Origin of the sequence: Streptomyces sp. NBC_01451 (assembly GCF_036227485.1) — a bacterium.
Classification (GTDB): Bacteria; Actinomycetota; Actinomycetes; order Streptomycetales; family Streptomycetaceae; genus Streptomyces.
Genome location: NZ_CP109479.1, coordinates 4,009,348 through 4,028,763 on the forward strand (window position 1 = coordinate 4,009,348; position 19,416 = coordinate 4,028,763).

The following is a 19,416-nucleotide window of genomic DNA, read 5'->3' on the forward strand; positions in this document are numbered from 1 at the left end:
CGAAACGACTCAGATCTCACCACGGCTTGCCGTGTTCAATCCGAGTACTCCCACCAGAAATCAAGGTCCGCGTGCAGACGCTCTTTAAAGCACGTCGAGTGTGCGTAAAGAGTCTGGTTGAGATCACCGGACAGCAGGCCCACCCTGATCCTCATGGCGAACGGATCCTCGGTGCTCTGGATGATGCCGTAGCAGAAACAGCACGTCGGGTCAGAACTCATCTCAGCCATGGTCGAACCACCTTCCGCTGTTCAGCCGTCCCTGCAACGATGATTCCGTCAGATTTCGGAAGCTGGTGATCGGGCCACCGTCTGCGAACCTACGGATAGCGGCGTCGTGTGTGCCGTTAGAGGCCCGTCTCAGATACACGCGCGCCAGGTTGTCTCCACTCCCTTGCCAGAGAACACGATCCGCGTTCGACATGAGGTCCTGGATGTCGGCTTCAGACATTTGGTCGTCGGCGGAGGCCAGTGTTCCGTGGATATCACGGCTTGACACAGAAGTGGCGGGCGGGGCGTCGACATCTTCGTAGGCCTTGGGGACGTCCTTGTAGATGATGTCGTCACCGACACCGTTACACCCGCACTCATCGGCGTGTCCCGGCATGAGCCCGCCACAGTTGTGGACGAGGACCGGTGTGGTCTCCGCGAGTACGTAATAGGTGTGCAGGCTGCTGACGGTGAGGTTGTGAACGGTGGCATCTGGCGCCGTCCACCGCTCGATCGCTGCGACCCGGACTCGGGCACCGGTGCCTGTCTGGAGCAACTGGCCGGCCTTTAGGTCGGTTGCATCGATCCATTCGCCGAGTTCGGGTACCCAGAACGGGTGACCGTCGGTCGCGGTGACCTCCGCCGTCTTCGAGCCCTTCTTGCCGTCGGTGTCGATGGTGACCTTGACCAGGTGCTTGAGTCCCTCGCCCTTGATCTCGGCGGTGACTACCTCCGCCTCGGTCTGGCCCGTTTCCGGGTCGGTGGCCATCACCTTGTCGCCGACCTTGACGTCCTTGATCGCCTTGGTGGAACCGTCGGCCATCAGGACCCGGGTCTCAGGAGTGAAGCTGTTGCTCTGTTCGCCCTTGGAGCAACTGCCCCCCGAGCTGGTGCCTCCGCCCGAGTCGTCCCGGCCTGAACCACCCCGCGACCCACCGGACTTGTTCTCCGCCCGTCCCCCGCCCGAAGACCCCTTCTCCTGGGCCGACTTGCGGGCCTTGACCTGCGGGGCGTTGCCTCTTGCGCCCTTCGAACCCGTGTGGGCCTTCTTCTTTGCGGCCTCCGCCGCCGCCTTCGCCGCTTCCCTTGCCTTGCGTTTGGCTTCCGCCGCCGCGGCCTCCGCTGCCTTCTTCGCTCTGATCAGTGCGGCCTTGGCCGCCTTCGCCGCCTTCAGGCCGATCTCCGCGGCGGCCTTGGCTGCCTTCCATGCCTTCACGGCGCCCATCGTCGCCTTGAACGCCTTGAACATCTTCTTGCCCTTGGAGAAGACGCTCGTCCACGGAATCGCGTCCATCAGCAGGCTGCCGCACGCCCACAGGTCGCCCTGCGAGAAGCAGCCGACCACGTCGTTCCAGCCGATGAACTCCTTGAACACCGCCCAGCCGACCGACAGGATCACGTCGCCGATCGACGTCGACAGGGTGCGCTGGAAGTCGGCGATCTTCGCGTCCAGCGCGGCGATCGACGCGTCGAAGCTCGACGCCGACGAGGTGAGACCGCTCGGGTCCGAGTGCGTGACCGGGTTGTTGTTGGCGTACGAGTAGCCGTTCGCCTGGAGCGGGTCGCTCTGGTCCAGGACCGGGTCCGCCGAGATGAAGCGGCCCGTCGCCGGGTCGTACTCCCGGGCGCCCAGGTGGACCAGGCCCGCCGCTCTGTCGGCGTCACCCGTCGCGTACGCCGTCCTCGATCGTGATGTGTTGTACGCCTTGCGGTCGTCGCCCCACGGGTCCTTCTTCGTCACCCGTACTGCCTGGCCGCCGTCCAGCCGGACCTCGGCCAGCGGGGTGCCGTTGTTGTCGACCGCCTGGGCGAAGAGGTGTTCGCTGGCGCCCGTCGTGGAGGACGCCTCACGGAAGCGCGTCACCGTGGGGGCGCCGCCGTGGCCGTAGGTGCGCTCCGCCGAGCGGACCTTGCCCGACACCGTCAGGGAGACGGTCGTGTCGGGCAGGTGCAGGACCGCACCGGCGGTCGAGCGCTCCAGTACGCGGTTGCCCATGCCGTCGTACACGTACGTCGTCTTCGAGGCCGGCTTGAACACCTGGCCCGTCGCCGATGCCGAGCAGGTCGCCAGGACCAGGTCGGTGCTGTTCGCGGTCGACGGGGCGTTCATGCAGAGGGTGGTGCCCTTGAGCTTGAGGAGGCCCGTGTCCTGGACCTCCCAGAGCTGCGTCGCCGTGTCCTTGTTGCAGGGCTGGACCTGGACCGCCGCGCCCGCCGCCGCGCTGGTCGGCTGGGCGCAGGCACCCGCGACCACGAACTGTCCGACCGCCGCGTTCTCGACGGTGCCGTTGTTGTCGGCGTCGAGGGCCTTGAGGCGGAAGTTCTGTGCCTTGGACGCGTTGCAGGCGTAGATCTGGATGACGCTGCCGGCCGCGGGGTTGCCGCCTGCGAGGTCCATGCACATGTCGGACGTGCCCAGCCAGGGACCGGAGCCGTCCGGGCCGAAGCCGGTCACCGTCTCGATCTGGCCGTCCCATGTCCAGGTGAGGCCCTGGGACGTGTCGCCGCCGGTGGTGCGGTTGATGAGGTTGCCCGCCGCGTCGTACGTCTGCGTGGAGCGGGTCTTCACCTCGGCCCCGGCCGAGGTATAGCTCGTCGCGTCGTACGAGGTCAGGGTGTGCGGCTGGTCGTTCTTGACCGCCGGGTCGTCACTCTTGCCGTAGTTGTAGACGGTGGCCACGTCGCTCGTGGTCACCCGGGCGCCGGCCGTGGTGAAGGTCGGGTCCGCCTTGTGGACCGTCTTCGTCTTCCGGTTGCCCAGCACGTCGTAGTCGTACGACTGCCAGTAACCATCGTTGTTGGACGAGACGTTGACCTTGCCGTCGGAGTACACCGGCTCGGCCGTCGTCTTGCCGGCGGCCGTGCAGGCGCCGCCACTCGGCGTGGTCCAGGCGGTCCTCAGCTGGCCCAGCGTGTCGTACGTGAAGCACTGCTGGTCCGTGACTCCATCGCCCACCTTGTCCGCGACGGAAAGGATGTTGCCGGAGGGGTCGTAGCCGTAGGAGCGCCTGCTCACCGTGTTGCCGGTGATGCTGGTGTCGGTCGCGTTCTCGCGGACGAGCTTGCTGGTGAGCAGTTCGCCGGTCGACTCGTCGAAGGAGTTGTCCTGCCAGACGCGGTGGCCCACCTCACCCACCGTGGAGCGCATGACCTGGCCGTAGGGCGAGTAGGACGTCTCGGCGACGTACCAGTCCCGGCCGGAGACGGTGGTGGGGAGTCCGGCCGCGTTGTAGCGGTTGATCACGGTCTCGGCGGTCAGTCCGCCGGCCTCCGGAGTCGTGTACCTCTCCAGCTGGCCGTCGTCGTTGTACGTGTAGTCGTACGTGTAGTTGGTCTTGAAGCCGTCCGTGGTCGTGCCCGAGGTGGTGCCGTCGGGGAGGGTCAGGGTCATCGACGTCGGCTGGTAGTCCGCCGTGTAGCCGGCGATCGACGTCTTGTACGCCTTGCCGCCGTCGTTGTAGCGGGTCGCGAAGGCCAGCTGGCCCTTGCCGCCGGGCGCCGAGTCGTAGCCGTACGACTGGACCGTGGTGCCCGAAGTGCCGCCCGGCGCGGTGTACTTGACCTCCGAGACCCGGTGGTAGCGCTCGTAGCTGTACGCCAGCTTCCCGCCGAGGCCGTCGGTCGCCGTGCCCACCCGGCCGTAGGCGTCGTAGTCGGTGTGCGTGGTGCCGGTGTCCGGGTCGGTGGTGTCGGTGACCCGGCCGAGCGCGTCGTACTTCCAGGTGCGGGTGTGGCCGACCTCGTCCGTGGACGTGGTCATGTCGCCGCGCAGGTCGTAGTCGTACGTCGTGCTGATCGCGCCGGCCTCGGTCAGCGTCGTGTCGCTGTACGTGTCCTGCTGGACCGTGCGGCCCAGGGCGTCCGTCCACACCCGGGAGCCGGGGGTGCCCTTCGGCTGGCGGACGATCGTGTAGTCGAGGCCGTACTCGTAGCGGGTGCGGCGGTCCGTGGTCTTCACCTTGGCGGTGCCGTCCTCGTACTCCAGGCCCGTCTGCGGGAAGGAGTGGTGGACGGGCGTGACGGTCAGGACGCGGCCCAGGCCGTCGTACGTGTAGGTGGTGGCGTTGGGGACGAGGGACTCGGAGACGGGGACGATCAGGTCGGTGCCGGGGTCGCCCGCCATGTAGTAGGCATTACGGGTGAAGCTGACCTGGCCGGCCGCGTTGTGGAAGGTGTCGGTGATGAGCTTGCCGCCGCCCACCGCCGGGGTCTGGGACTGGCGTTCGCGGCCCAGGCCGTCGTAGATCGCGGTGGACTCGGTGTACACACCGTCGTCCTTCGCGCTGGTCGGGTTGTCCTGCAGCGACTCGGAGACCACGGACACCGGCTTGCCCTCGACCGTGTTGTACGTGTACTTCGCGTCGGGGTCGTCCGTGGCCGACTGGGTCGGTCCCCAGGCCGCCGTGGTGCGGCCCAGCGGGTCGTACGTGAACGACGTCACCCGGTTGTTGGCGTCGGTCGAGGTCAGGGTCGCCCCTCGGCCGGGCTCCACCTTGGTGATCGAGACGGGGCCCGTCTCCGCGCCGGCGCTGTCGAGCTGGGTGCCCTGGACCGTCTTGATCTCGTAGACCTGGCCGGAGTCAGGCGTGTAGGTCGTGAGGTTGGTCAGCCCGCTGGGATCCGTCACCTTGGTGACCCGGCCGAAGTCGTCGTACGTCGTCCGCGACTCGGGGTTGGTGGTCTCCCAGCCCGTGCCCGCTCCCGTGGGCGTCTCGGTACGCGTCGACTGCCCCTTGGTGGGCGCCGCCCCCAGGTCGGTGGAGCCGTCGTAGTACACACGCGAGCCGGTGACGAGGGTCGTGGCCGTCGACGCGGACAGGGAGGCCGAGCAGGTGCTCGTGCCGGTCGTCGTGATCGTCTGGCTGACCAGGCCGATCAGGTAGACGCCGTTTGTGCCGGTGGAGTCGTTGTTCACGTACGACGTGCGGGTGCACGAGTCGTCGGTGGTCTTCGCCTCGTCGCCGTACTCGCGGACCACAGTCGGCAGACCGTAGGAGTCGTATTCGGTCTGCGTCTTCACCGTGCGCAGCGGCGCCGAGTCGCCCGGCCGGGTGCCCGAGGACTTGGTGATCGTCTTGACGGTGTCGAGGGTCACCCGCTCGGAGACCACATCCGGACCGTCCGTCCGGTCACGGGTGGCCAACCGGACTGGCGCGTCGGGGTAGTTGACCGTGCGGGACAGCCAGCCCGACGACGTGGCGGCGTTGGAGTCGGGGTAGGTCAGCGACTCCGCGACCATGCCCGCGTACGCCTTGCGGTCGTCCGCGATGTCCGCGCCGGTGACGTCCTTGAACATGAAGGAGCGCTTGACGTCGTCCTTCGGGTTCGTCGGTGTCTCGTCCTTCAGGACGTCGTCGCTCATGCCCCGGAAGTAGCGGGTGACCGACTTTGCGGCGACGCTGCCGTCCGGGGCCGACGGGACGCCGGAGATGGTCGCGATGACCGGGTAGCCGCGCCAGTCGTCCCAGGTGCGGGTCTTCGGGCGGGAGAACTCCGCCTGGTTCTTGGCCCACAGGGCACCGACCGTCTTGTCGGTGGTGTTCGTCTCGTACTGGTAGGTCGTCGTGACGTCTGTCGCGTCCGCGAGTTGCGCGTACTCGGTGATCGACCCGACCACGTACTTGTGGAACCAGGAGATCCGCTTGTCGGTCAGCTCGCCGTCCGCGTGCCAGTAGGCCGGGTAGCAGCGCAGCGTGTTCTTGTCGACGTCGGGGAAGTCGGCGCCGGTCGCGCAGGCGTCCTCGGGCGCCAGGTACGTGACGTGGGTGCGGCCTCCGTACTCGGAGACCACGTCCTGGATGCGCAGCCTGCCGAAGAGGGGGTCGGTGTCGCCCGTGGCCTTCTTGACGCGGTTGGGCAGGACGAGCTTGTTGCGGCCGAAGACCACCGGGTTCAGGCGGTCGGTCGAACCGTCGACCGCGTAGCCGGTACGGGTGATGGACTCCAGCCAGAGGGCCGTGTATTCGCCGGTCAGGCCCCAGGGAAACGACTGGGCGAGGCTCCAGGAGTCCACCTTCGAGAGGGCGGTGGTGCCGTACGTCGAGTCGTCGATGCCGCAGGCGTTACGGGCACCCGTGTCGTCGGTCGAGTTGTACTCGGTGAGTTTGACGCCCTGCTCTCGCTGGGCGCACGCCGTGACCGTGGCCAGGCGCTTGCGCGACCAGAACGTGGGGGCGTACGTCGAGCACTTCGCGCCCGTCTTGCAGGCGAGGTCGGCGGGGGTGTCGAACCACGGACGGGTCAGGTACGACTGCTTGGAGTCGAAGTTGGCGTCGGAGCAGTTCCACTTCCAGTCGCCGTCCTTCTCGAAGCAGCGTTCCTGCGCCGTGAACTTCATCCGGCCCAGCGGCTCGGCCGAGTAGAGGGTGTTCGAGCGCTGGCCGTAGTCGATGCGGGAGAGGTAGCCGGCCCTGTCGTACTCGACCGCCTTGGCTTCCTTGTTGTTCCTGGCGTAGGCGTTGGTCTCCTTGTCCCACCACAGCGACATCGCGTTGCCGTTGCGGTCGACGACGTAGTCGAGCTGGAAGCGCCAGCCCTGGTCGCAGAAGGAGTCCTCGAACTTGGTGGCGTAGCAGGGGTCCGCAGGTACGTTCTTCGCGGCGTCACCGGGGTGGTTGCCCGCGACCGGCACCTTCAGGACCGACTTGGTCTCCTCCTTGCCGGAGGTCCAGCCCGGCAGGCGGTTCATGCCGAAGTAGTACTGGGTGCCGTCGCTGGTGGTGGCCCGCCAGAACTCCCCGTTGTTGTCACCGTTGTTGGAACTGTCGATGCCGGTGATGAGCTTGTAGTCAGCCGAAGTCAGCAGTTCCACACGGGTGTTGTCACCGCGGGAGGTCTTCCAGGTGCCGTCGGCGTCACTGCGCACCAGCTCGGTGGTGGTGCCGTTGAGCGTCAGCACCGCGTTGTTCGAGCCCCAGCACTGGTCGCCGGTGAAGTGTTTGTCGTTGTTCGCGCCCGATGTGTCCGCCGCGCAGGCCACGAACGTGCGGGTGATCGAGCCGGGGTTGTAGTCCCAGCCCTCGCCGATCCCGGAGACCTGGTTGTTGGTTGCCGACGTACGGCCGTCCGAGGACTGCGAGTTGTAGCTCAGCGTCACGTTCGGGGATGGGCCGGAGGGGACCTGCGGGCCCGCCATCGTGTACGCGTAGGTGAAGGCGCCCGACGAACCGCCCTGCGACCAGGTGCCTGCCGAGGAGAGCGGGGTCGCGGCGAAGTCGCCGCCCGAGCCGGCGCCGTAGGAGGTGCCGACCAGGAGGCCGCCTGCGGAGGAGTCGGCCACCTGCCGCACGCCGGTCCGGCTGTCGCCGCGCCAGACGGCAGAGTCGACCGAGCCCTTGCCGGTACTGGCGGCGGTGGAGGCGCTCGTGCCCGTGGAGGTGGCTGTCGTCGTGGACACCGATGCCAGGGCGGCGGTGTCGACGGTCAGGTTGAGCAGGGTCTCCTGGATGTTCTTGGTGGTGGCCGTGGAGTCCGAGGTCTCGTCGGTCGCGCCGTCCTCACCGGGGTCCGTGTCGGAGCCGGAGGAGTCGCCGCCCGCGTCGACCGAGACGGTGACCTCGTCGGTGGTGCGCTGGACCTCGGTGGTCACCGGGGTACCCGTCGAGCACTCCTCCAGCTCCGGAGTGGTCGCGTAGCAGGCGGGCATCAGGGCGAACGACAGCCGGTCCAGCCACTGCGCGCTGTACGTCTCGGCGAAGCGGGTCGCGTCGATCTGGACGACCGCGTTGCCGGTGGCGGCGTCGGGGGCGTCGACCTGGAGCATCAGGCCCTGCGCACCGGCGGCCACCGCGTCGGTCTCGGGCTTCACCGTGACGTTCCAGGCACCCTCAAGGGAGTCGGCCTGCGCCTGCGTCGCGCCCGCGGGCGCGGTGACGCCGACGGTCAGCGTGCCGTCGGCGGAGGCGGCGACCTGCTTGGGGGCGCCGCCCGCGGTCACGTCGGCGACCGGTGCGGCCAGGTCGACGGCCGCCGGGACCTCGACCACCGCTGCCGGGGTGTAGTCCGTCAGCTTCTCCAGCGCGGGCGCTTCGAGTTGCTCCAGCTTGTCGGTCTTGGTCTCGTCGAGCGGGACGGCGTCCGTCTGCTGCAGATCGTCCAACTCGACGGTCGTACGGGCATCGTTGTCGGGGCCGAACGCCACGGCGCCCTGCAACGAGGTGACGTTGAGGGCGAGGAACAGAGCGGCGACGACTCCAAGGCGCGCTCTTCGGCGCAGGAGCCGATCACGCGGCGATCTCTCCGTCAGCCACCCTTTGCCGCACCACGACAAGCCCCCACGCATGGTGGACCGACCTCTCCCCGTTTCCCCGTATCACCGTGCCGCAGGCCATCCGAAAAGGCATGGCACACGGTGATCAATGACGGGATGAAATTGACTCCTAGTGAAGATCCGCGTCAAGACCACATAAGTTTGTGTTAGCTATGTCACGCGCCAAAATCACACAAAGAACGGCAAAGAATCGCCATACCCCTCGATCGCTTACACCGCTCCTACTCCCGGCCCGCACAGGGGTGTTGATCTCGCCGGGGTGGCTTGCACATACTCCAACCGTCCAAAACGGGGGGTCGTGCGTTCAAGCCAGGCCCAGGACAACGGGAGAAGGGTCCCTTGAGCGACCACGACAGTCACGAGAGCCACGACACCAGCGAACCAACACCCCCTGGCAGAGGGGGAGTTCGACGCGGCGTCGCCGCCGCGATCGCCCTCGCGCTGCTGGTCGGCGGTGCCACCGTCCTGGCCCTGAGCGACGACGGGCCGGCCGCGAAGAACTCGCCCGGGGCGGGCGCGAGGGCCAAGCCGGCGAAGAGCGAGGTCGGCGCCGAGGACGCGGCCCAGCGGAAGGCGCGCAGGACCGGCAAGAAAGTCGAAGTGGCCGCGCTCACCGACGAGTTCTCCCGGACGTTCGCCAATCCCGACGGCTCCTTCACCTACACGGCCTCCGTGGCGCCGGTGCGGGCGAAGAACGCCCAGGGAAAGTGGGCCCCGGTCGACACCTCGCTGCGGGAGGGAAAGGCCGGCTGGACCACCGTGAACAGCCCCAATCCCGTGACTTTCAGCTCGGGGGACCCGAACCGCACCCCAAGTAAAAGTAAATCCAAGGTAAACAGTGCGGGTCTTTCCAGTAAATCCACCAATTCGGGGGCGGGCACTGCCGGGGAGTCGGCCCTCAACACCGCCGTCTATCGCGCGACGAGCAAGAACTCGACTGTCGCCGTACCGGCCGCCGACGACGCCGAACCCGCCTGGACCTCACTCCTGACGATGTCCGTCGAGGGCCACGAGATCGGCGTCGAGTGGCCCGGCACGCTCCCGGAGCCGGTCGTCGAGGACAACCGGGCGCTGTACGAGGGTGTGCTGCCGGACGTCGACCTGATGCTGACCGCGCGGGACAGCGGGTACACCCATGTCCTGGTCATCCACACCCCTGAGGCCGCCGCCGCGCTGGCCGCCGACCCGCCCCGCTACCGCTTCACCTCACCCACGCTCGCCTTCTCGCTCGACCCGTCAACCGACGTCATGCGGGGCGAGGACAGGAACGGCAACGAGATATCCGTCTCGCCCACCCCGTTCCTGTGGGACTCGGCGGGCACACACGACACGGACGCCCCGGCCACCGACCCGGACGCCGGCATCGGCGGCAACGAGGACGCGGAGGACGTCGAGGGCTGGACCTCGGCCGTGGACAGGTCCGCCGAGGCCGACCCCGAGAGCAACCCCGAGGAGGGCACGGCCGGTTCCGGGAACTCGAAGGACGACGCCGACTCCCGGCTCGACGGCGGGGACATCGACCCCGCCGCCTACGCTCGGCCGGCCTCCGCCGCGAACGAGACCCTCGCGCTGCCCGCCGTCAACGGTCCCGGCGACGGCGGCCACGCGGCCACCGCGGGGGCTTCCCTGAACCAGGTCAGCCGCGTCCTGACCATCACCCCGCCAGGCGACTACCTCGCCCCGACGGGCGCCAAGGCACCGGTCTACCCACTGTTCCTGGACCCCTCGACCTCCGCGCTGCGGTCCAACTGGACCAGCGTGTACAAGAAGTACCCCAGCTCCAGCTTCTACGACGGTGCCAACTACAACCAGGACACCAAGGAGGCCCGCGTCGGCTTCGAGCGGGACACCTGGGGCACCTCACGCTCGTTCTTCAAGCTCAAGCTCCAGAAGTCCATCAAGGACGCGGACGTCTCCAGCGCGACCATGAAGATCCTGGAGACCCACTCCTGGTCGTGCAGCAAGCGCACCATGCAGGTGTGGCGTACCGACCCCTTCTCCGGCTCCACCACATGGAACCGTCAGCCCGGCTGGAAGCGGAAGATCACCTCCAAGTCCTTCGCCTACGGCTGGAAGTCCAACAGCTCCTGCCCCGACACCAACGTCAACTTCACGGTCACCTCGCTGCTCCAGGAGGCCGCGGACAACGGCTGGACGTCCTTCAACGTGGGCCTGGTGGCCTCGACCTCCTCCTCCGCCCCGACCACCTCGGCGTCGAGCCTGGAGACGGACACGTACTCCTGGAAGAAGTTCAAGGCCGAGGGCGAGGGTTCGCCGACGATCGCCGTCGAGTACAACCGCAAGCCGGGCAACCCGACCTCGGTCACCATGAGCCCCGGCTCCTGCGACACCAGCGCGTCGCCCTACATCAACCTGGGCAAGACCGTCCCGACGATCAGCGCCAAGGCCACCGACCCCGACAGCGACCTCGCCAAGCTGGAGTTCGAGGTCTGGCGCGAGGGGTCGTACGACGCCACCCACAAGTACTTCTCCGTCCCGGTGGACGACGGCGAGACCGCCCCGGTCAAGCTCAGCTCCGACCGGTTCACGCTGTCCAACGGCAACAACTACGTGTGGCGGGTGCGTTCCTGGGACAAGAAGGTCAGCAGCGCCTGGTCGCCCACCAGCGGCTCCGGGTTCTGCCGCTTCCACTACGACTCCGACCTGCCCGACTCGCCCTCCCTGGTCACCTCGGTCCAGTTCCCCGCCGACAGTGACAACGACAGCAACGGCGAGGTCTGGTCCACGGTCACGTTCGGCACCGCCGGGAACTTCACCTTCACCAAGGGCGCCGACAGCGACATCGTGAAGTTCGTCTTCTCCGTCAACAACACCACGTACGACCACTACGCCTGCGCGGGCACCAAGCAGGGCACGGGCGCGGCCACCTGCACCACCGTCATCACGTCGACGGAGGACTACACCGGGATGCAGCCACCGGCGGCAGGCCCCAACACCCTGTACGTCAAGGCCGTCGACTCGGCGGGCAACATCTCGCCCAACCCGTACAAGCACACCTTCTACGTCACCCCGCGCCCGAGCGCCGACGCCGCCGGCGACCTCAACGGCGACGGTTCCCCCGACTACGGTCACGTCACCGCCGCCGGGAACCTCTGGATCAACACGACGGACCAGAACGGCAAGTGGAACGTCAGCTCCTGGGGCCAGCACGACAACGGGACCCTGCTGCGGGACGCCGGCACCGCCCCGCACATCTGGAACGGCGACAGCGCCAACCCCCTGTACGCGCTGGTGACCCACAACGGCGACTTCGCACCCGGCGACGGTGTCACCGACTGGGTGATCCGTACGCCCGACAACCGGCTGTTCATCTATCCCGGTGACGGCTACGGCGCCATCAACGTCAGGGAGCGCGTCGAGGTCCGGCTGCCCGCCAACATGCCCGCCCCGTCCACCTGGTCGGAGATGAAGGCGGCGGGCGACCTCACCGGCGACGGCCGGCCGGAGCTGTTCGTCGCGGGCGGGGTGGGCGGCGGCGAGCTGTGGATCCTCTCCGGGTACACGGGCGGCGCATTCACCACCGCCACCCAGCACACCACCACGTCCTGGGAGGGCCGCGACTTCGTGGCCATCGCCGACTACAACGGCGACAAGGCGATGGACCTGACGTACCGGACCACGGCGGGCAACATCGTGCTGCGCAAGGGCATCCTCGGCAGTGACGGGGTGAGCACGGTCCTCAGCAGCCTGGGCACCTCGGCAGGCAGCCTGGACGGTGACGACACCTACGCCTCCACCACCTTCACGGCCGCCAGCTACCCACTGGTGTACGGCAGTCCGGACATCTCCGGCGACGGCATCCCCGACATGATCGCGACCAACTCCGCGGGCGCCCTGCTCCTGTTCGCGGGTTCCGCCACCGCCAACGACGCGTCCCCGGACACGCTGGACGCGGACGGATGGACGACGGTGAAGCGGCTGGGCTGACCCAGGGGTAAACGGTTGAGGGGCTCTTCCGTCCGGTACCGGACGGAAGAGCCCCTCAGCCGTGATCGGCCCGGCGCGCGTCAGGCCGCCGGTTTCACCGTCGTCGGCGGTGTCGTCGCCGATGCCTCGCCCTTGGCCAGTGGCCACTCCTTGTGGAGTTCTCCCAGCGGGATGCGGGTCTGGAAGATCGGTGTGCCGAAGATGGTCAGCTGGAGCTGGAGGGCGCCGGAGAGGTCGACGCCCCCGTACAGGGCCCAGGAGCCGCTCGCCGAGCCCGTGCCGTCGCTCGATCCCCCGGCCGCGGCGTCCGCCTCCACGCGGAGGTACGGGGCGAGGTCGGCGCTGACACCGACGGTGCCGTACAGGCCGATCGAGGCCTCGGCGCCCAGGGACGCCTTGACGTCGCCGGTCGCCGTGACGTTGACGTCCAGCGGGGTGCCGGTCATCTCGGACTCGCTGACCGACTGCCAGCCCTTGCTCCAGGAGAAGGTGCCGCCGACGCGGAAGTCGCCCTTGAGGTCCTGCTCGACGTCGACGGTCACCTTGCCGTCGGCGTCGACCTGGAAGTAGCAGACCAGGTCGAGGTTGACGACGATCGGGACCGGGCCCGCGTAGATGACGGGGTCGGCGTGGAGCTTCGCGAAGGGGATGCGCAGGGGCTTGCCGTCGGTCGTGGTGGTGCCGGCCGCGCGGCCCTTCAGGGACCACTTCGAGGCCCAGTCACCGGTCAGGCCGAGGAACGCGCCGCCGGGCGAGGAGCCCGTCCCGCTGCCGGAACCGTCGTACGAGAAGGCGACCTCGGGCGCGAGCTGGACGAAGCCCTGCACCGAGGCCGACGCCGAGGCGGGAGCGCCCTCGGCCGTGGCGATGGCGGCGCCCACGTCGATACGCAGGCTGCCCAGCGGGAGCTTCGCGCCCTCGGGGCCGAAGGTGAGGTCGCCGGTCTTCGCCCAGGAGACCTTCACGCCCTGGACGAGCGGGTCGACCTCGATGGCCGACGGGTCGACCGGAACGTCGCCCTCGGCCTTGCTCTCACCGAGTACGGAGCTGAGTTCGGCGGACTTGGTGACCACCTCCGTACCGCCGTCCGCGGCGTCACCGACGACCTCGGTCACCTCGGCCAGCAGACCGTCGGGGGCACCGGGAGCGGGGGCGCTCGCGATGACGTCACCGACGGCAACGGGCGCGGCGGGAGCGGCAGTCGTCTCCGACGCGGAGGGCGAGGGGGAGGAAGGGTCGGAGGAGGAGGGAGAGGAGGCGGGGGCGGAGGACGGGGTCTTCGCGCCGTCCACGGGCGCGGTCACCGACTTCGCGGTGATGACCGCCCGGCCGCTCTTCTTGTCGTACGAGGCGACCTTGAGCGACGACTTCCGCGCTGCGGAGCCCGTCCGGGCCGCGCCCTGGGTTGCCACGGCGGTGGGGGCCGTGTTGTCCAACGGGGCCTTTACGACGGCGAGTTCGTCCGGCGTGTTGGCGGCGGCGGGCATCTCGGCCGCTGCCGCACCCGTGTTGTCGGCCTCGGTCGACGAGCTTGCGGAGCAGCCCGTGGTGAGCAGGGCCGCGACGGTGACCGATGCCAACAGGGCATGTCTGGTGAGCTTGTGCACGCGTGGGGGTCCTCGGGATCGAGTTGATCGAATGACGGGACGGGGCACGGGGGTTGAGCCGGGGATCGAGCCAGGGATCGAGCACGAACGGTTACCCCTCAGTAGCCACGCATGAGCATGCCAGCCCCACGCATCGCCGTGGCACACTTCCTTCACTTTCCTCGCGTCACGATCTTGTGATGTGGATCACTACTCGGCCGTCTGCTCGCCGTCCAGCCGGTACTGCTCCGACTGCACGAGGTACATCCGCCGGAAAAGCCCCGGTCCGTCATCGTCGGGCCTCAACAGGTCCTCGAACGTGCCGTGTTCGGCGACCCGGCCCCGGTCCAGGACATAGATCTCGTCGGCGTGCCGGACGCTGTGCAGACGGTGGGTGATCAGGATGATCGTCTGGCCGGCGGCGGCGCGGCTGCGGATCTGGTCGAAGACGCGCTGCTCGGTCTCCGCGTCCAGGGCGCTGGTCGGTTCGTCGACGACGAGGATGCGGGCGTCGCGGTGCCGGGCGCGGGCGACGCCGAGGCGCTGCCACTGGCCGCCGGATATCTGGTGACCACCCTTTTGACTTGTACCCCTCCTGAAGGGGAGGGAGTTTCTGGCCGTCTCGCTCGTTTCCGTGTCGCTACGCGGCACGCGCTTGAGGCGGGACTCCACGACTTCCTGTTTCTTCGCGCTGTGCCGGGACAAGTCCCGGTCTTACCGACGCTCCGCAGGCTGATGCCGCCAGTCCGGCGGCCTGTTTGACGTTGATCGCGGCGTTGTGGTCCCGGTCGTGGACGGTGTTGCAGGCGGGGCAGGTCCATTCCCGCACGTGCAGAGGTTTGGGCCCGTCCCGGTGGCCACAGGCCGAACACACCTGGCTGGTGGGCTCGAACCGGCCGACCTTCACGAAGGCCCGCCCGTACCGCTTCGCCTTGTACTCCAACAGGTCAACGAATTGTGACCAGCCCGCGTCGTGCACGCTCTTGGCCAGCCGGGTACGCACCAGTCCCGATACCGCCAGGTCCTCCACAGCGACCGCTTGGTTCTCGCGGATCAACTGGGTGGAGAGCTGATGATGGAACTCCTTGCGCGCATCCGCCACAGCAGCGTGGGCGCGGGCAACTTTCAGCCGGGCCTTTTCCCGGTTCTTCGCCCCCTTCCGCTTACGGGACAGTTCCCGCTGCGCCTTCTTCACGTTTCGAGTCACCCTGGCGGAATTTTTCACCCGTTCCGGGTGCTGCCGGGCCGCTCGACGGACCACGGCTGCTCTGCCGGGCTCGCGACTCCCGCGCCGTCACCCGTGCTGCCATCCGAACCGTGCCCCTCGCGCCGCCCAGCCGCCACCAGGACCACCGTCACGCACACCGACCCCGCCGCCATCAACGCCATCGCCGCCCCGGGGGAGGTGAGTTGGGCGATCGTGCCGGCCAGGGCCGCGCTCACGCCCTGCATCGTGAGCATCCCGGCGGAGTGCAATCCGAGGGCGTGGCCGGAGAGTTCGGGCGGGGTGAGGAACATCAGGCGTTCCTGCTGGACGAGGCTCGCGCCGTAACCGACCGAGGCCACGCAGACCGTCACGGCCGCCACCCACACCCCGGGGCCCAGCGCGAACACCAGGTTCGGCACCGCCAGCAACAGGAGCAGCGGCACGGCCAGTCGGCGGCGCAGCCGGGGTGACACGAACCGGCCGATCGTCACGTCCCCGATGAGCATGCCGAGGGCCGCGCAGGCGAAGAGGGTGCCGGCGGAGCCGGGGTCGTAGGACACGTACAGGGACTCGATGCCGACGACCAGGCCGTTGGGCATCCAGAGGCCCAGGTAGGTGAGTCTGCGAGGCCGGGCCGACCACAACTGGGCGTTCGTACGCCAGGTCTGGGCGATGGACGGGCGGCCGGAGAGTCGGGGCGGGCGGCGGGTCAGGCCCAGGCGGGTCACCAGGGCGCCTGCCAGGTAGAGGGCCGCCGCGGTGAGGAGTGCGGTGCGGGGAGAGAGGGTCGCCACCATGACCCCGCCGGTCGCGAAACCGGCGATCTGCATCAGCCCGTTCGACATGTTGAAGACCGAACGCCCCAGCAGGTAGCCCTCCTTGGCCAGGATCTCGTTGAGCAGGCCCCAGCCGACCCCCGCCCCCAGCGACGCGATCAGCCCCAGCACGAACAGCAGGGCGAAGACCGCCCCGATCGGCAGGCCCGGGGTCGCCATGGCCGCCGTACCGAGCGCGAAGGCGAGCGCGATGCCCGTCAGGGTCGCGCGCGGGGGCAGTCGGTCGGAGGCCGAGAGGAGGGTCGTGGCGCCCACCACCTGGGCGAGCTGGGGGCCGAACATGCTCAGGGCGGAGAGCAGGGGCGAGCCGGTGGCGCGGTAGGTGAGGGTGGCGAGGGCCAGACCGCCGATCGTCGAGGCGGCCGATCTCAGCGCCGTGGAGAGGAAGAGCGGTGTGAACTCGCGGGTGCGGAAGAGGGCGGAGTAGCTGCGCATGCGGGGAGTCTGCGAGAGGCTCCGGACCCCCGTTATTGTTTCGCGCACACGCGAAACCTCACGCACGCTCCACGCTGACGGAGGGCCGACGGAGGGACGGGCATGGGCTGGTGGCAGGTGAACGCCGACACCCTGGCCCGCAGCCGGTTCGTCATCTCGCCCCTCGCCGAGACCTTCGCGAACCTGCGTCTGCTGCACGCCGGGACGGCCTCGCACCCCGGCGAGCGCGGCTGGCTGGCCGCCCACCTGCCCGCGTACCGCCGCCGTCTCGCGCACGACCCGACGGCCGCTCTCCTCGTCCGCGCCGGCCTCGGCCGGGACTGGACCGCCGACTTCCTGACCCCCACCCCCCGGTACGGGGAGACGTTCGAGGAGGCCGTCGACCGCGTCCGTACGGTCGCCCCCGCTCTCGCCCGCGACCACCTCGTCCGCTCCCGCCCCGGCCCGCTGCCCGCCGCCCTCGCCGACCGGGACGACCTCCCGGAACGCGCCGCCGACCTCCTCACGTACGTGTGGGAGGAGGCCGTACTGCCGTACTGGGACCGGCGTCGGCGCGTCCTCGAAGCCGATGTGGTCGCCCGGACCGCGCGGCTCGGTCAGGACGGCTGGGCGGCCGTCCTGGACACCCTGCGCCCGGGCACTCGCTGGCTCGACGGTGACCGGCTCCAGATCAACCTGTACGCGAACCCGCCCCGCGAGATCTCCGGTGCCGAGCTGGTCTTCGTACCCGTGACACCGAAGGCGGGGTGGGTGGCGTGGGAGGAGCCGGAGCGGTACGCCGTCATCTACCCGTGTGCGGGCGTGCTGGCCGAGCACCGCGGTGGGCGTGGGGCGTCCGCCGCCCTCGGGGCGCTCCTCGGACCGGCCCGGGCCACCGTGCTCGTCCTCCTCGACTCGCCCCACAGCACCACCCAGCTGACCGGCGTGACCGGGCAGACGCTCGGCTCGGTCGGGCGGCATCTGCGGGTGCTGCTGGACGCGGGGCTGGTGGAGCGGCATCGGGCGGGGCGGTCGGTGCTGTACTCGCGTACGGCGGCCGGTGAGGTCTTGGTCACGGCTTCGAGGGCGGGAGCAGGGCCCGACACCTACCGGAGTTAGCATCCGCTTATGACCACAGATGCCAGTTCCTCCCCCCTCGATGTCGAGATCGGTGCCCTCACGGGCGGTTCCGCGGACCTGTCCCAGTACGCGGGCAAGGCCGTCCTCATCGTCAACGTCGCCTCCAAGTGCGGGCTGACCCCGCAGTACGCGGGGCTGGAGAAGCTCCAGGCGCGGTACGCCGAGAAGGGCTTCACCGTCCTCGGGGTGCCCTGCAACCAGTTCCTCGGCCAGGAGCCCGGCAGCTCCGAGGAGATCGCCGAGTTCTGCTCGGCGACGTACGGCGTGACCTTCCCGATGACCGAGAAGATCGAGGTCAACGGGGACGCCCGGCACACCCTGTACGACCGTCTGGTGGGCTTCGCCGACGGCGAGGGCCACACCGGCGACATCCGCTGGAACTTCGAGAAGTTCCTCATCGGCCGTGACGGCCAGGTCGTCGCCCGCTTCTCCCCGCAGACCGAGCCGGAGACGGACGAGCTGGTGGGCGCGGTGGAGAAGGCCATCGGCTGACCTGCCCCTCGGTTCAGCGGGCCGGCCTTGGGTTGACCCTGCCCCTGGGGCAGGGGTGAGCGTCCTGTGTCACCGGGCCGACCGTGCCCGGTGACGGAGGATGTCGGAGTGGACGGCTACGGGAACGACGACCTGCTCACCATCGGCGCGTTCGCCGCACGGGCCCGGCTCTCGCCCAAGGCCCTGCGGCTGTACGACCGACTCGGGCTGCTCGCCCCCGCGCACGTCGACGAGGCGAGCGGCTACCGCTACTACCGCACCGAGCAGACCGAACGCGCCCGCCTGGTGGCATTGCTGCGACAGCTGGACATGCCACTCGCCCTCATCGGCGAGCTGGTGACCCTGGTCGAGCTGGACGGGACGGCCGCCGCCGAGCGGCTCGCCGCCTACTGGGCGGACGTCGAGGCGCGGATCGCGGGACAGCGCACACTCGCCGACTACCTCCGTGGACGACTGTCGGGGAGGAGCTCCGAGATGGAAGAGCTGTACGGGAAGTTCGTGATCGAGATCGTGGACGTACCCGAGCGGGTGGTGCTGACGGAGACGCGGCACACTCTCGCGGATGAGTTGCCCGCGTGGATCGGGGCGTCGCTGGGGCGCCTGGAGGCGGCGGCCCGGGAGTGCGGGGGCGTGACGGCGGCACCGTTCGTCGTCTACCACTCCGAGGTGTCCATGGAGAGCGACGGTCCGGCCGAGTCGTGCGTCCCGGTCGCCGACGAGGCCGCCGCGCGGGCCTGGGCGCAGGCGCACGGGCGGCCCTGGGAGACGGTGGTACGGGTGGAACCGGCCCGGCGGCTCGCGTACACGCGGATCACGAAGGCGCAGGTGGCCCATCCGCAGATCATCGCCGCTTTCGAGGCGGTGGAGCGGTGGCTGGCCGGGCAGGGGACCGGGCCGACGGGCCCGTGCCGCGAGGTGTACTTCGCGGACTGGGAAGCGGCGGGACCGGACGACGCGGTGTGCGACATCGCGTTCCCCGTCGCATCGTCCGTCACGCTGCCCGTCCCGTCCCCCGTCTCCCCGGCCGGTTCGTGAGAATGCCCCGGGGAACCCGTAGGGGACCCGGGAGAGTGCCCGAGAAGTGACCGGATGGGCGCGGCCTGAATTATCCGGTCGCGCCCGTCCGGGAACCGTCACAAGCTGATGGGGCTCTTTTCCGTCATGCCCCAGTCACCGCCATGTCACATGGGGCCCTGTAAACCAACGCCCGGGGTGCGATTAGCGTCTACCCCGGAGAGGCCTCCACAGAGATCTCTCCGGGACAGACACCGCCAGTCGTCCGCGCGAGCCCGAGCCGAAGCGAAACGGAAGTTGC

General features: G+C 69.1%; 9 protein-coding genes and 1 pseudogene. 4 read left to right on the top strand and 6 right to left on the bottom strand.

Translation table 11 applies throughout. The features are described 5' to 3' along the window. Positions 1-35 precede the first annotated feature (35 nt). Both OG595_RS17340 and OG595_RS17345 read right to left on the bottom strand, forming a co-directional pair. Positions 36-230 (bottom strand): hypothetical protein, encoded by a 195-nt coding sequence (locus tag OG595_RS17340; RefSeq protein ID WP_329273090.1) that lies wholly within the window; start codon positions 228-230, stop codon positions 36-38. Next, positions 223-8,490, bottom strand: a complete 8,268-nt coding sequence (locus OG595_RS17345) for a ricin-type beta-trefoil lectin domain protein (RefSeq protein WP_329273092.1) — start codon at positions 8,488-8,490, stop codon at positions 223-225. Before OG595_RS17345 ends, OG595_RS17340 begins: the two co-directional genes overlap by 8 nt. Before the next feature lie 327 nt (positions 8,491-8,817). Between OG595_RS17345 and OG595_RS17350 the strand changes: the two genes are divergently transcribed. Beyond that, complete coding sequence (locus tag OG595_RS17350) at positions 8,818-12,426, top strand: FG-GAP-like repeat-containing protein (RefSeq protein WP_329273094.1); 3,609 nt, start codon at positions 8,818-8,820, stop codon at positions 12,424-12,426. An 80-nt stretch (positions 12,427-12,506) separates the two neighbouring features. Here the strand turns inward: OG595_RS17350 and OG595_RS17355 are convergent, their stop codons facing one another. From OG595_RS17355 to OG595_RS17370, 4 genes and pseudogenes are all read right to left on the bottom strand, one after another. Further along, complete coding sequence (locus OG595_RS17355; protein WP_329273095.1) at positions 12,507-14,033, bottom strand: hypothetical protein; 1,527 nt, start codon at positions 14,031-14,033, stop codon at positions 12,507-12,509. 189 nt (positions 14,034-14,222) lie between these two features. Next, entirely contained in the window at positions 14,223-14,684 is a 462-nt protein-coding gene (locus OG595_RS17360; protein WP_329273097.1) for an ATP-binding cassette domain-containing protein, read from the bottom strand. After that, positions 14,653-15,222 (bottom strand): annotated as a pseudogene (locus OG595_RS17365) (RNA-guided endonuclease TnpB family protein); the annotation flags it as partial. The pseudogene OG595_RS17365 and the gene OG595_RS17360, both read right to left, overlap by 32 nt. An 11-nt stretch (positions 15,223-15,233) precedes the next feature. After that, positions 15,234-16,490 (bottom strand): MFS transporter, encoded by a 1,257-nt coding sequence (locus OG595_RS17370; protein WP_329273099.1) that lies wholly within the window; start codon positions 16,488-16,490, stop codon positions 15,234-15,236. A 102-nt stretch (positions 16,491-16,592) separates the two neighbouring features. Between OG595_RS17370 and OG595_RS17375 the strand changes: the two genes are divergently transcribed. The 3 genes from OG595_RS17375 (at position 16,593) to OG595_RS17385 (ending at position 19,136) form a co-directional block, all read left to right on the top strand. Beyond that, positions 16,593-17,588 (top strand): ArsR/SmtB family transcription factor, encoded by a 996-nt coding sequence (locus OG595_RS17375; RefSeq protein WP_329273101.1) that lies wholly within the window; start codon positions 16,593-16,595, stop codon positions 17,586-17,588. A 9-nt stretch (positions 17,589-17,597) separates the two neighbouring features. Then, positions 17,598-18,101 carry a glutathione peroxidase gene (locus tag OG595_RS17380; protein WP_329273104.1) on the top strand — a complete coding sequence of 168 codons (504 nt, stop codon included), beginning with the start codon at positions 17,598-17,600 and terminating at the stop codon, positions 18,099-18,101. A gap of 108 nt (positions 18,102-18,209) precedes the next feature. Beyond that, positions 18,210-19,136: a MerR family transcriptional regulator gene (locus OG595_RS17385; protein ID WP_329273106.1), complete on the top strand. Its 927-nt coding sequence runs from the start codon at positions 18,210-18,212 to the stop codon at positions 19,134-19,136. The last annotated feature ends 280 nt before the right edge of the window (positions 19,137-19,416 follow it).

Excerpts from the sequence above, each read along its gene's own strand:
- OG595_RS17340 (WP_329273090.1), bottom strand. The coding sequence starts at position 230 with ATGGCTGAGATGAGTTCTGACCCGACGTGCTGTTTCTGCTACGGCATC.
- OG595_RS17345 (WP_329273092.1), bottom strand. The coding sequence starts at position 8,490 with ATGCGTGGGGGCTTGTCGTGGTGCGGCAAAGGGTGGCTGACGGAGAGA.
- OG595_RS17370 (WP_329273099.1), bottom strand. The coding sequence starts at position 16,490 with ATGCGCAGCTACTCCGCCCTCTTCCGCACCCGCGAGTTCACACCGCTC.
- OG595_RS17375 (WP_329273101.1), top strand. The coding sequence starts at position 16,593 with ATGGGCTGGTGGCAGGTGAACGCCGACACCCTGGCCCGCAGCCGGTTC.
- OG595_RS17380 (WP_329273104.1), top strand. The coding sequence starts at position 17,598 with ATGACCACAGATGCCAGTTCCTCCCCCCTCGATGTCGAGATCGGTGCC.